Raw genomic sequence first — 11,819 nt, forward strand, 5'->3', positions numbered from 1 at the left:
ATGTTCCGCGATGTCGAAAACTCGCGCCAGGCCGACGCTCCAAAATGCCTCATGGAACAATGAGTGTTTGCCGTTAAGTTTGTCGATAAGCCGCGGACACAAGCTCACCCAACGCAAGCGTTCAAGCCGCTCGGAGACGCGATACATCAATCCTGCGCGTCGCGCGGCGTCGCACTATACCCCAGCTCATACGAGAGCTTTTGCGCGCAGTCGCGCAGCGCCAGATCGATCTCGCCGCCCCAGCGGATATCGAACACCCCTTCGTGACCCAATGCGATGAGGCCGAGCGCGAGGTCGCCCGTCGAGTCGAATACCGGCATGCAGAACGCGTGAATGGTAGGCAACAACATGCCTTCCACGCGTGCAGCTCGATGCTGCCGCACTTGCGCGAGGACCTGCTCGACTTCGTCGCGGGTGCGCGGTCCGCCCAGATGCGCGGCGCGCCGCGCGTCGGCCAGTTCGCGTTCGAGCATCGCGGCGGTCTTGCTGACCGGCAGATACGCGGCGAACAGCAGACCGGTGGCTGAGCTGAGTAGCGGCATGACATCGCCGAGCTTCAGCGACGCCTTGGCCGGATGGCTCGATTCCATCCAGTGGACCATGGTCGGCCCCTGATTGCCCCATACCGCGATGCCGACCGTCAAATCAAGCCGGTCGCGCAATTCGGCGAGCGCTATGCGCGCAAGCTTCACCCCGTCGACCCGCGCAAGCCGCGCGAGCCCGAGTTGCAACGCGAACCCACCCAACTCGTAGCGCCCCGACAGCGGATCTTGCGACACCACGCCCAAACGCAGAAAACTCACCAGATAGCGGTGCGCCTTCGCGGGACTCATGCCGGCGCGCTGCGCGAGGTCGCGCAACATCATCGCGCGGGGTTCGTGGGTCAGTACGTCGAGCAGGCGGAAACCGACTTCGATCGACTGGATGCCGGAGCGCAGTTTCTCTTCGCCGCTATCGCCGGTTTCGGCGCTTTCGTCGTCGATGTCGGTGGCTTCGAGCGATTCAGTCGTGCCGTGGTGGTCGGTACGGATCGCGCCTGAGCGGGCAGTTGGAGGCATGAGCGGGGCGCCGGGAGCGCGTTCAGAAGAGGTTCAGAAGCAGGAAAGCCGCGGGCACTTGGGTCGCGCCGATTCACCATCGTAGAATAGATTCCTTCTATCGTCACTAACACGGCTCACTCCCCTATGAAACTTGCCACGCTGAAGGACGGCACGCGCGACGGCCAACTGATCGTCGTGTCCCGCGACCTGCACACCGCGGCGATTGCCGATGCGATCGCGCCCACCATGCAGCGCGTGCTCGACGACTGGACCTTCTACGCACCGCAGTTGCAGGATCTGTACGACGCGCTCAATCACGGCCGCGCGCGCAACAGTTTTGCGTTCGACGCGAAAGACTGCATGGCGCCGCTGCCACGCGCGTTCCAGTGGGCCGACGGTTCGTCGTATGTGAATCATGTCGAGCTGGTGCGGCGCGCGCGCGGCGCGGAGATGCCGCCGGAGTTCTGGACCGATCCGTTGATGTATCAGGGCGGGAGCGACGACTTCATCGGCCCGAAAGACGATGTGTTGTGCGCGTCGGAAACTTATGGCATCGACTTCGAGGCGGAAGTCGCCGTGATTACCACCGACGTGCCGATGGGCGCCACGCCCGATCAGGCGCTCAGAAGCGTGCGCCTGATCACGCTCGTCAACGACGTCTCGCTGCGCAACCTGATTCCCGCGGAACTTGCGAAGGGCTTCGGCTTTTTCCAGAGCAAGCCGGCCACGTCGTTCGCGCCGGTCGCGGTCACGCCCGACGAGCTCGGTGAATATTGGCGCGAAGGCCGCCTGCACCGGCCGATGATCGTCCACTGGAACGGCAAGAAAGTCGGTCAGCCGGACGCCGGCACCGACATGGTGTTTCACTTCGGGCAGTTGATCGCGCACGCCGCGAAAACCCGCAACTTGCGCGCCGGCGCGATCGTGGGTTCGGGCACGGTCTCCAACAAGGACGCGAAGCGCGGCTATTGCTGTATCGCCGAGAAACGGTGCCTGGAAACCATCGAACACGGCGCGCCGCAAACCGGGTTCATGAACTACGGCGACACCGTGAAGATCGAGATGTTCGACGAAGCGGGCAAGTCGATTTTCGGTTCGATCGATCAGAGCATCGCGCCGTTGGATTGATGGGCGGTGTGCGTGCGAAGCAGCGCGTAGCGCACGGAGCGCGCTTGTGACGCGCGCCGCGACGGCGCGGGCCGAGCGGATTTGAACAGCACTTTCGAAAGGGTTTCGCCCGATGCCGACGCTCCGGCGCGCGGCTACACTGACTGGCGCGGCGGCACGCCCGGGGTGGCTAGTTGCCGGTTCGTCGGTCGTTCATCGGCAGCACATCAAAAACGAAAACCAATGTGAGGAGACAGCATGCCGCGATTCGTATCCTTGAAACCTGGCACCCGGCGTAGCGAAACGATTGAAATGTCGCGCGCGGGCGTGAGTCCGGCGCGTGGCGGGCGGGCGTTCCGCGCCACCGCGTTGTGCGTGGCGTTCGCTTGCGTGGGCGCATTGCCCGGCGCGGCGTTCGCGCAGGTCAAGATCGGCCTCGTGCTGTCGCTGACCGGACCGGCCGCGTCGCTCGGTATTCCCGCACGCGACACGGCCACGTTGCTGCCGAAACAGATTGGCGGTCAGACGGTCGAGTACATCGTGCTAGACGACGCGTCCGACACCACCCAGGCCGTGCAGGACACCAAGAAGCTGATCTCCGAGAATCACGTCGACGCGATTATCGGTTCGTCGATCACGCCGAATTCGCTCGCCATGATCGACGTGGTCGCCGAAGGTGAGACGCCGATGATATCGCTGGCGTCGTCGGCGAAAATCATCGAACCCGTCGATGCGAAACGCCATTGGGTCTTCAAGACGCCACAGACCGACGCGATGATGGCGTCGGCCATTACCGAGCACGCCAGCGCGCACGGCGTCAAAACCATTGCGTTCATCGGCCAGGCCGACGCGCTCGGCGAGACGTTCTACGCCGAAGTCGCCAAGTTCGCGCAGCTGCATCACATCGACATGGTGGCGAGCGAGCGCTTCAATCGCACCGATCCGAGCGTGACCGGCCAGGTCCTCAAAATTCTCGCGACGCATCCCGACGCGGTGGTAGTCGGTGCGGCTGGCACGCCCGCCGCGCTGCCGCCGAAAACGCTGCGGGAACGCGGCTACAAAGGGCTGATCTATCACAATCATGGCGTCGGTAATAACGACTTCCTGCGCGTCTGCGGTGCCGATTGCAACGGCACGTTCCTGCCGGCGAGCCCGGTGCTGGTGGCCGCGCAATTGCCGGCGGATCACCCGGCCAAACGTCTCGCGCTGGATTACATCAAGCGCTTCGAAGCGCTGCGCGGACCGAACAGCGTGTCGGCGTTCGGCTCGTACACGTGGGACGCCGGCATGCTGCTGAACAACGCCGTCCCGATCGCGTTGAAAGCGGGCGCGCCCGGCACGCCGGAATTCCGCCGCGCGCTGCGCGATGCGCTCGAAGCCACACGCGGACTGGCGGATACCAATGGCGTCGTCAACATGAGCGCGACGGATCACCTCGGGCTCGATCAGCGGGCTCGCGTGATGGTCGAGATCATGAATGGGAAGTGGGTTTATCAGCCGCGTTGAGCGGCCGCGTCGAAGAGAACAGGCCGCGCGTGGCCTCTTCCCGCGCGCGCCGACCCGATCGCCGCGAATTGTTGCAAACCTCGTTGGATACGTTTTTGAACGCGTTTTGAATGTATCTCACGCAAGTCACGGATTGCTCACCATGTCTCAGACCTCACACACCAACGACGCGTTTTACGCGCACTACCAGTCGCTTCAGTTGACGCGCCATCCCGACGGCGTGCTCGAAGTCGTGATGAGCGGCGAGGGTGCCAACAAAAGCGGCCTTGCCACCGCCAACGCGCGGATGCATTACGAACTCGCCGAAATCTGGCGCGATATCGACCGCGATCCGCAGACGCGCGTGGCGATTATTCGCGGCGAGGGCAAGGGCTTTTCGGCGGGCGGCGACTTGCAACTGGTCGAAGACATGGCGACCGATTTCGACGTGCGCGCGCGGGTCTGGCGCGAGGCGCGCGATCTCGTCTACAACGTGATCAACTGTAGCAAGCCCATCGTCTCGGCAATGCACGGTCCGGCGGTGGGTGCTGGCCTGGTGGCGGGACTGCTCGCGGATATCTCGATCGCGGCGAAGACGGCGCGGATTATCGACGGTCATACGCGGCTGGGCGTCGCCGCGGGCGATCACGCGGCGATCGTCTGGCCGCTGCTGTGCGGTATGGCGAAGGCCAAGTACTACCTGATGCTGTGCGAACCGGTGAGCGGCGAAGAGGCGGAGCGTATCGGCCTCGTCTCGCTCGCCGTCGACGAAAGCGATCTGCTGCCCAAAGCCTTCGAGGTGGCGGGCAAACTCGCCAACGGTTCGCAGACCGCGATTCGCTGGACGAAGTACGCGTTGAACAACTGGCTGCGCTCGGCGGGACCGGCGTTCGATACGTCGCTGGCGCTGGAATTCATGGGCTTTGCCGGACCGGACGTGCGCGAAGGCGTGAATTCGCTGCGTGAGCGGCGCGCGCCCGATTTCGGCGGCGCGGATCCGTGGCGCGGTGAGGCGGGATGAGCCGGGTTGCGTTGAGGCAACCCACCGTCCCCAAACGCTCCTGACGCGCCGCCCCCGCACGGTATGATCGACTCCGACGCGTGCGGGCCGGCGCGCACTCCTACTTTTATGCAGCGAGGCGACAAGCATGACCGATACACCCGATTCCACGCCGCCGTTTCCCGGCTTCCCCGGCTTTCCGCCCGCTGAAATGCTCGAACGCATGTGGGGCATGATGCGCCTGTCGCCGTTCGGCTCCGCATTCTCCGGCGCGCAACCGGCCGGCGGGGGCATGGGACCGTCGCTGTCGATGATGTCCGACATGATGGCGCCGCTGACCAACGTCGAGGAACTCGACAAGCGCATCACCGACATGCGCGCCGTCGAGCAATGGCTCAAGCTGAATCTGAGCATGCTGCAGTCCGCGATTCAGGCGCTCGAAGTGCAGCGCGCGACGCTCGCCACGCTGCGCGCGTTCGGCGCGTTCGCGCAATCGTCGATGGCGCAGCCGGCGGCATCCGCGGCGCCGAGCCCCGCGCCGGCGACCGGCTGGCCGCATCCGCGGCAGGCGGCTCCGGCCAGCGGCACGGCGGAGTCCGCCGCGGCCGAACCGTCCAGCGCCGACGATGAAGAAGCGCCGTCGACGCCGCCGTTCGACGCGTCCGCATGGTGGAACCTGCTGCAGTCGCAGTTCAATCAGATCGCCCAGTTCGCGATGACGCAGCCGGCGACCGCGACCGGCGATTCCACTCAAGGCGCATCGGCGGCAGCCGGCGGTGAAGCGGCTGCCGAAGCCACGGCCGACGCGTCGCAGACGTCACCGCAAGGCGCGGAATCCGCCGCCAGGCGACCGGCTGCAAAACGGGCTCCGTCCGCCGCGAAACGCGCGGCTAGCGCGAGCGGCACGCCGCGCACGGCGAAAAAGTCGACCTAAGGCGGGAACGACCGATGACGACGCGGACCCGCCCGTCATCGGCAAAAAGACCACACGGCTGGCGGGCGAGATGGGCCGGTTCGCCGTGTGTCATGGTTTTGACCTCGATCCTCGGCCACACTCCGCGGATCATGCGCTTTGTTGAGAGAGGTCAAGCGGACGGCGGCGCGGCGTCTGCTAACGTGGGAATTCCGTAAAGTCAGCGTGCTATCATTGTGTAAGCTTTAGTTGTTTTTTTAGTTGGTTTTGGGGCGTGCACAAAACAACCCATCATGCCGCCCTTGCTTCATTTGCCGCCGGTCAGACCGGCGCAGGGCTGGACGGTGCGGTTTCACCGCAGACTGGCTCGACCTCAGGCACAGGGTATCCCTCACCCACGGTTGGCCGCGCAGCGCGTAGCTTAGACGGGGCGTGCCCGCGCAAACGCCCGACTTCTTTGCTGCCCGGTGCATCTAGGCGGCTGATTACCGCGTAAAATTGAATGTTGGCCGACGCGCGGCGTGAACCGTTCGTCGTCAGCGAGAGTGCTACACGTAGCAGCAGACACACACAGTATGCGCAGAACAGGGGTGGGACTATGAACACCATGCTTTATCCGGAACTTTATAAATCGCTCGAATCCGTTCGATGGGACATGGAGAAAGACATTCCCTGGGACAAGTTCGATGCATCGCTATTGACCGACGAGCAGGCCGCGACGATCAAGATGAACGCGATCACCGAATGGTCGGCCTTGCCCGCCACGGAAATGTTCCTGCGTGACAACCATCACGACAGCGATTTCTCCGCATTCATGAGCGTGTGGTTCTTCGAAGAACAGAAACATTCGCTGGTGCTGATGGAGTATCTGCGCCGCTTCAAGCCCGAGCTGTGCCCGACCGAAGAAGAGCTGCACGCGGTGCGCTTCGAATTCGATCCGGCGCCGCCGCTCGAAACGCTGATGCTCCATTTCTGCGGCGAAATCCGCCTGAACCACTGGTATCGCCGTGCGGCCGAATGGCACACCGAGCCGGTGATCAAGCAGATCTATGAAACCATTTCGCGCGACGAAGCACGCCATGGCGGCGCGTATCTGCGCTACATGAAGAAAGCAATGGTGCAAACGGGCGACATCGCGCGTGCTGCGTTTGCGAAGATCGGCGTGCTGATGGCGTCGGCGCGTCGCACCGAAAAGCCGCTGCATCCCACCAACCTGCACGTGAACCAGGCGCTGTTCCCGCGCGACACGATTCAGTCGCGTCTGCCGGATCCGGAATGGCTCGAGCGCTGGCTCGACGAACAGATCCGTTTCGACGACGGCTGGGAAAAGAAGGTGGTGGAGCGGATTCTGCACAATCTGTCCATTCTGTTCGAACGCACGTTCAACACCGCGCAGGAACTGAACCGCTACCGCAAGGAAGTGGTGACGCGCCTGCAGGCGGAGCAGAAGTCGACGGAACAGCCGGCTTGATGGCGCTCAGGGCGTGATCCGCGTGAGCGGCTTCACGCCGGGTTAAAAGCCCGCGCCAGCAGAACTGGTTTTACGGTTTCAGGAACGGCCCGGCAAGCGTGAGCTTGCCGGGCCGTTTTGTTTCATGCCGTCCAACGTGTATCGTGACGGCACTTCTTTATTCTTCTTTTCGATTCCGTCATGGCTACTACTTTTGAACGCAAGATGCTGACGCGCGATGCCCTTGTGACGCTGCGCGCCACGCTCAACGCGCCGGTGGTGTTCACCAACGGCGTGTTCGATATCCTGCATCGCGGGCATGTGACTTATCTGGCCGATGCGAAGGCGCTCGGCGCGTGCCTGATCGTCGGCGTGAATAGCGACGCGTCGGTCCGCATGCTCGGCAAGGGCGACGACCGGCCGATCAACAACGAGTCGGACCGCATGGCGTTGCTGGCCGCGCTGGAAAGCGTCGATTACGTGGTGTGCTTCGGCGAGAAGACGCCGGTCGAGCTGATTTCGGCGCTGCGCCCGGACGTGCTCGTCAAGGGCGGCGACTACGACATGGATGTGTTGCCGGAGTCGGCCATTGTGCGCGGTTGGGGCGGCAAAGCGCTGGCAATTCCGTTTGAGCACGATCGCTCGACCACGGCGCTGTTGAAGAAGGTGCGCTCGCAGGGTTGAAGGCTACTGCGGCAACGCCGACGCCGCGATCGGCGCCACCGGCGCCGGGCCGCCGACCACGGCCTGATCGGCGGCCTCGGCGGCCGTAACCGGTTGCACCCTCAACCATTCCTGATGAATCTGGCGATTCAGATGATTGGGTTCGCGCCCGCCGGCGGTGGGCGTCGGGCCAAATACGCCGCGCACGGCTACGAATGCCAGCAGGTTGGCAAGAAACAAGATGGCGATCAGCCAGCGCAGCATTATTGGTTTTCCCCGTCCAGAAGGTGTTGAGCCGTCGTGATTCCGATCCGATGGCCGCCAGTCAGGCGCCGCGTGCCATCGCGCGCTCGGCGGCGATCAGCGCGAGGCCGGACAGCACGAGCGAATCGTGGCGAGTATGCGGCACTTTCAGCGCGCTCGCCACTTCGTCCACCGCGCCGCCGCTGACCACGAGGCGCACCGGCACTTGCCATTCGTCCTGCAGATCGCGCCACATCCGTTCGATCAGCCCGGCCTGCGCCAGCGTGCAGCCGGCGGATAGCGAGCGCGGCGTGTCCGTTGCGAAGAACGGACCACGGCGAGCCGCGGCGGCGCCTTCGGCCGCATCGAGCAGGCCGCGTGCGGCGTTGGCGTCGAGCGTAGGCAACTGCGCGGTGTGCTCGCCGAGCGAGCGCATCATCAGCGTCCAGCCCGGCGCGATCAGACCGCCGACAAAGCTGCCGTCCGCGCGCAACGCTTCCAGCGTGGTCGCCGTGCCGAACGTCGCGATCAGCAGATGTTCGCCGGGAAACGCCGCGTGCGCACCGATCATGCCGGCCCAACGATCGCTGCCAAGCGCGTGCGGCGTGGTGTAGCTATTGGTCACGCCGCATTGCGTGGCGCAGGCGCGGATCGTGGTGAGTGGCAGATCCGGCCAATGGGCGTCGAGCAACGCGCTGATCCGCGCCGCCACCGCCTCACCCGCGACATTCGACAGCCATGCGCCGCCCGGCGTCGGCAGGTTCGACCACGACGGCCGATCCACACCGTCATGCGCCAACGCGCCGGCCGCGATCGGCGCGCCGTCCGCTTCCACCAGCGTCCACTTGATGCGGCTATTGCCCGCGTCGATCAGCAGCGAAGGCGCACCGCTCGTCATGCGGCACCGTCGGCCAGACGCAGCGAGACGTCGCCGGTTGAAATCGTTTGGCGGCCGGTGGCCGTGTCGAGCAGCAACTGGCCGCGCTCGTCGACGCCCGCCGCCACGCCGCGCGTCAGTTCCTGGCCCTGTTCCAGCAGCACGACTTCGCGTCCCGCGTATGCATGCATCGCGTTCCAGCGTGCCTGGAACGGCGCGAAGCCGTCCGCGCCGAAGCGCTGCAACGCGGGTTCGAGCGCATTCAATTCGGCGGCCAGCGTGTCGGTGAGATTGGCGTTGGGCAACGCGCGCTGCAGCGCGGTCGGCACCGTGCCGCGCGCTTGCGGCGGCACGTCGGCGTTCAGCGCGCCGACCTTGGCGGCGAGTTCGTCCGCGCCCTTCACATTGGTGCCGATGCCGATCACCACCGCGCTCGCGTAGTCGGTGCTCCATGCGGTCTCGATCAGGATGCCGGCCAGCTTGTCGCCTTCCAGCAGCACGTCGTTTGGCCATTTCAGCGCGATCTGGCCCGGACCGGCGACCGGCAGCGAGCGCAGCCCGTCGACCAGCGCGACGCCGACCGCGAGGCTCAGGCCCGCGAGGTCTTCCAGCGGACGCGGCAGCACGCATGCCACCGAAAACAGCAGTGCATTGCCCGGCTCCGCATACCACGGACGGCCGCGCCGGCCGCGCCCGGCGGTCTGCAGATATGCGACCCTGACGAGCGGCCGCGGCAGCGCGTTGCTTTTACGCGGGAGCGCCTTGACGCGTGTCATCAGGTCGGCGTTGGTCGAGCCGGTTTCCTCGACGATTTCGATCGGCCAGTCATGCGCGTGCGGCCCGAACAGCGCGACGGCGCGTTCGCGGTCAATGCGCCAATCGGTCGCGGCGGCTTGGGGAGGAGTCTTGGAGGCGTTCATGACTCATATTGTAGCGACAGCGCACCCGATGGGGCCGCCGGCCAGGCCCATCCGCCGCGCGTTCGCTACAATGGCCCCTAATCCGATAACCAGATTCTCGCGATCCTTGAACTACGACACTCCGCCCGGCCTCGACGTCGCGGCCGGCAGCCAGGGCAAGATCGTCCGGCTCTCGGGCCAGTGGACGGCGCTCGCGCTCGCCCGCGACAAGGCTACCGGCCATGTGATCCCGCTGCTGCGCTCGTTGATCGGCGCTGAAGGCGTCCGCGAGTGGGACCTGTCGCGCATAGACCGGATGGACCACGTCGGCGGCCAGGCGCTGTGGCGCGTCTGGGGCCATAAGATGCCGCCGGACACCACGCTCACCGACACGCAGCGCGACATCTTCGAGCGCATTGCGTTGCTCGACACGGTGCGCGATACGGCCGAGCCGGTGGTCAAGCTCGACCCGTTCACGCGGCTGGGCCTGTCGATCTTCTCGTTCTTCGAACATCTGTACGGCGGCGTCGGCATGCTGGGGCGAGTCGTGCTCGATCTGTTGGCGATCCTGCGCAAACCGAAGATCACACCGTGGACCGAGATCTCCGCGAACGTCTACAACGCCGGCACCAAGGCGCTGCCGATCACCGCGCTCGTCGCATTCCTGATCGGCATCGTGCTGAGCTATCTGTCCGCGCAGCAGTTGCGGCTGTTCGGCGCGAACCAGTACATCGTCAACATTCTTGGTTTGTCGGTGATTCGCGAACTGGGGCCGGTGCTGTCGGCGATTCTGGTGGCGGGCCGTTCGGGGTCGGCGATCACCGCGCAGATCGGCGTGATGCGCGTGACCGAGGAACTCGACGCCATGCGCGTGATGGGCATTCCGCACGGTCTGCGGCTGATCCTGCCGCGGGTGGTCGCGCTCGGCCTGGCCATGCCGCTGCTCGTCATGTGGACCAATATCATCGCGCTGACCGGCGGCGCGCTGGCCGCCAAGATCGTGCTCGGCATCGACATGAGCTACTTCGCGCGCGCGTTGCCGGGCGTGGTGCCGGTGGCGAATCTGTGGATTGGTCTCGGCAAGGGCGTCGCGTTCGGCATGTTGATCGCGATCGTCGGCTGTCACTTCGGCTTCCGGATCAAGGCGAATTCGCAGAGTCTAGGCGAAGGCACGACGACCTCGGTGGTGACCTCGATCACCATCGTGATTCTCGCGGACGCGGTGTTCGCGATCCTCTTCCAGAACGTGGGGCTCGGATGATTGCGCCGCTCTCCCAGGCCGTGCGCGGCCAGCCTGTGCCGTCGATCGCCGAGCCGGTGATCGAGGTGATCGACATCACCAAGCGCTACGGTCGCAACATCGTCCATCAGCATCTGAATCTGGATGTGAAGCGCGGCGAGATCATGTCGATCGTCGGCGGCTCGGGTTCGGGCAAGACCACGCTGGTGCGGCAGATTCTCGGGCTGGAGAAGCCGTCGTCCGGCACCATCAAGCTGTTCGGCGAGGATCTCGCGACGATCTCGCCGGAAACCGCGCTGCTGATGCGCAGCCGCTCCGGCATGCTGTTCCAGCGCGGCGCGCTGTTCTCGTCGCTGTCGGTGTTCGACAACATCGCGCAACCGGTGCGCGAACTCGGCAAGGTGCCGGAAGACCTGCTGCGCGACATCGTGATGCTCAAGCTCGAGATGGTCGGGCTGCCGTGCAAGCACGCGTCGAAAATGCCGTCGGCGCTGTCGGGCGGCATGATCAAGCGGGTCGGCATTGCCCGCGCCATCGCACTCGAACCCGAACTGCTGTTTCTCGACGAACCGACCGCCGGGCTCGATCCGCAGGCGTCCGATGAATTCGTCGAACTGATTTCCGCGCTGCATCGCGCGCTCGGGCTGACGGTGGTGATGGTCACGCACGATCTCGACACGATGATCGCGCTGTCGACCCGCGTCGCCGTGCTGGCGGACCGCAAGGTGCTGGTCGCCGCGCCGGTCGAAGAGGCGGCGGGCGTCGATCATCCGTTCATCCGCGAATATTTCCTCGGCCTGCGCGGACGTCGCGCGTTGCAGGCGCTGCCGCCCGAACGCCGCGCGAAGCTGCCGCGCGCCGCGCTCGAGCCGGCGTCGTCCGAATTGCCGCTGTGAAGAACC

The 11,819-nt window shown here is 65.1% G+C and carries 12 protein-coding genes; 8 read left to right on the top strand and 4 right to left on the bottom strand.

What is annotated here, in order from left to right:
* Positions 1–146: 146 nt before the first annotated feature.
* Positions 147–1,058: an IclR family transcriptional regulator gene (locus B0G83_RS28715; RefSeq protein WP_105510783.1), complete on the bottom strand. Its 912-nt coding sequence runs from the start codon at positions 1,056–1,058 to the stop codon at positions 147–149.
* A gap of 126 nt (positions 1,059–1,184) precedes the next feature.
* Between B0G83_RS28715 and B0G83_RS28720 the strand changes: the two genes are divergently transcribed.
* The 6 genes from B0G83_RS28720 (at position 1,185) to rfaE2 (ending at position 7,679) form a co-directional block, all read left to right on the top strand.
* Positions 1,185–2,168, top strand: coding sequence for a fumarylacetoacetate hydrolase family protein (locus tag B0G83_RS28720; RefSeq protein ID WP_105510784.1), 984 nt, complete (start codon positions 1,185–1,187; stop codon positions 2,166–2,168).
* Between the two features lie 291 nt (positions 2,169–2,459).
* The gene (locus tag B0G83_RS28725) at positions 2,460–3,653 is read left to right on the top strand and encodes an ABC transporter substrate-binding protein (protein ID WP_374954951.1); all 1,194 of its coding nucleotides are present in this window, start codon (positions 2,460–2,462) and stop codon (positions 3,651–3,653) included.
* A 142-nt stretch (positions 3,654–3,795) separates the two neighbouring features.
* A complete protein-coding gene (locus B0G83_RS28730) occupies positions 3,796–4,653 on the top strand; it encodes an enoyl-CoA hydratase/isomerase family protein (RefSeq protein WP_105510786.1) in 858 nt (285 codons plus the stop codon).
* A gap of 127 nt (positions 4,654–4,780) precedes the next feature.
* On the top strand, positions 4,781–5,566 hold the full coding sequence (locus B0G83_RS28735; protein ID WP_105510787.1) for a PhaM family polyhydroxyalkanoate granule multifunctional regulatory protein: 786 nt from the start codon (positions 4,781–4,783) through the stop codon (positions 5,564–5,566).
* Positions 5,567–6,143: 577 nt separating this feature from the next.
* Positions 6,144–7,016 carry a ferritin gene (locus tag B0G83_RS28740; protein ID WP_105510788.1) on the top strand — a complete coding sequence of 291 codons (873 nt, stop codon included), beginning with the start codon at positions 6,144–6,146 and terminating at the stop codon, positions 7,014–7,016.
* 180 nt (positions 7,017–7,196) lie between these two features.
* The gene (gene rfaE2 / locus B0G83_RS28745) at positions 7,197–7,679 is read left to right on the top strand and encodes a D-glycero-beta-D-manno-heptose 1-phosphate adenylyltransferase (RefSeq protein ID WP_105510789.1); all 483 of its coding nucleotides are present in this window, start codon (positions 7,197–7,199) and stop codon (positions 7,677–7,679) included.
* Between the two features lie 3 nt (positions 7,680–7,682).
* Here the strand turns inward: rfaE2 and B0G83_RS28750 are convergent, their stop codons facing one another.
* The 3 genes from B0G83_RS28750 to B0G83_RS28760 all read right to left on the bottom strand — a co-directional run bounded on the left by B0G83_RS28750 (position 7,683) and on the right by B0G83_RS28760 (position 9,698).
* Positions 7,683–7,922 carry a hypothetical protein gene (locus tag B0G83_RS28750; protein WP_035553786.1) on the bottom strand — a complete coding sequence of 80 codons (240 nt, stop codon included), beginning with the start codon at positions 7,920–7,922 and terminating at the stop codon, positions 7,683–7,685.
* Between the two features lie 61 nt (positions 7,923–7,983).
* On the bottom strand, positions 7,984–8,799 hold the full coding sequence (locus tag B0G83_RS28755; protein ID WP_105510790.1) for a type III pantothenate kinase: 816 nt from the start codon (positions 8,797–8,799) through the stop codon (positions 7,984–7,986).
* On the bottom strand, positions 8,796–9,698 hold the full coding sequence (locus B0G83_RS28760; protein WP_105510791.1) for a biotin--[acetyl-CoA-carboxylase] ligase: 903 nt from the start codon (positions 9,696–9,698) through the stop codon (positions 8,796–8,798). Before B0G83_RS28760 ends, B0G83_RS28755 begins: the two co-directional genes overlap by 4 nt.
* A gap of 106 nt (positions 9,699–9,804) precedes the next feature.
* Between B0G83_RS28760 and B0G83_RS28765 the strand changes: the two genes are divergently transcribed.
* Both B0G83_RS28765 and B0G83_RS28770 read left to right on the top strand, forming a co-directional pair.
* Positions 9,805–10,938, top strand: a complete 1,134-nt coding sequence (locus B0G83_RS28765; RefSeq protein WP_105510792.1) for an ABC transporter permease — start codon at positions 9,805–9,807, stop codon at positions 10,936–10,938.
* Positions 10,935–11,813, top strand: a complete 879-nt coding sequence (locus B0G83_RS28770) for an ABC transporter ATP-binding protein (RefSeq protein ID WP_105510793.1) — start codon at positions 10,935–10,937, stop codon at positions 11,811–11,813. The genes B0G83_RS28765 and B0G83_RS28770 overlap by 4 nt, the downstream gene beginning before the upstream one ends.
* Positions 11,814–11,819 lie beyond the last annotated feature (6 nt).

The organism is Paraburkholderia sp. BL21I4N1 (assembly GCF_002973525.1).
In the GTDB taxonomy this organism is placed as follows: domain Bacteria; phylum Pseudomonadota; class Gammaproteobacteria; order Burkholderiales; family Burkholderiaceae; genus Paraburkholderia.

Excerpts from the sequence above, each read along its gene's own strand:
- B0G83_RS28730 (WP_105510786.1), top strand. The coding sequence starts at position 3,796 with ATGTCTCAGACCTCACACACCAACGACGCGTTTTACGCGCACTACCAG.
- B0G83_RS28740 (WP_105510788.1), top strand. The coding sequence starts at position 6,144 with ATGAACACCATGCTTTATCCGGAACTTTATAAATCGCTCGAATCCGTT.
- B0G83_RS28770 (WP_105510793.1), top strand. The coding sequence starts at position 10,935 with ATGATTGCGCCGCTCTCCCAGGCCGTGCGCGGCCAGCCTGTGCCGTCG.
- rfaE2 (WP_105510789.1), top strand. The coding sequence starts at position 7,197 with ATGGCTACTACTTTTGAACGCAAGATGCTGACGCGCGATGCCCTTGTG.
- B0G83_RS28750 (WP_035553786.1), bottom strand. The coding sequence starts at position 7,922 with ATGCTGCGCTGGCTGATCGCCATCTTGTTTCTTGCCAACCTGCTGGCA.
- B0G83_RS28735 (WP_105510787.1), top strand. The coding sequence starts at position 4,781 with ATGACCGATACACCCGATTCCACGCCGCCGTTTCCCGGCTTCCCCGGC.
- B0G83_RS28755 (WP_105510790.1), bottom strand. The coding sequence starts at position 8,799 with ATGACGAGCGGTGCGCCTTCGCTGCTGATCGACGCGGGCAATAGCCGC.
- B0G83_RS28725 (WP_374954951.1), top strand. The coding sequence starts at position 2,460 with ATGTCGCGCGCGGGCGTGAGTCCGGCGCGTGGCGGGCGGGCGTTCCGC.
- B0G83_RS28715 (WP_105510783.1), bottom strand. The coding sequence starts at position 1,058 with ATGCCTCCAACTGCCCGCTCAGGCGCGATCCGTACCGACCACCACGGC.
- B0G83_RS28760 (WP_105510791.1), bottom strand. The coding sequence starts at position 9,698 with ATGAACGCCTCCAAGACTCCTCCCCAAGCCGCCGCGACCGATTGGCGC.
- B0G83_RS28720 (WP_105510784.1), top strand. The coding sequence starts at position 1,185 with ATGAAACTTGCCACGCTGAAGGACGGCACGCGCGACGGCCAACTGATC.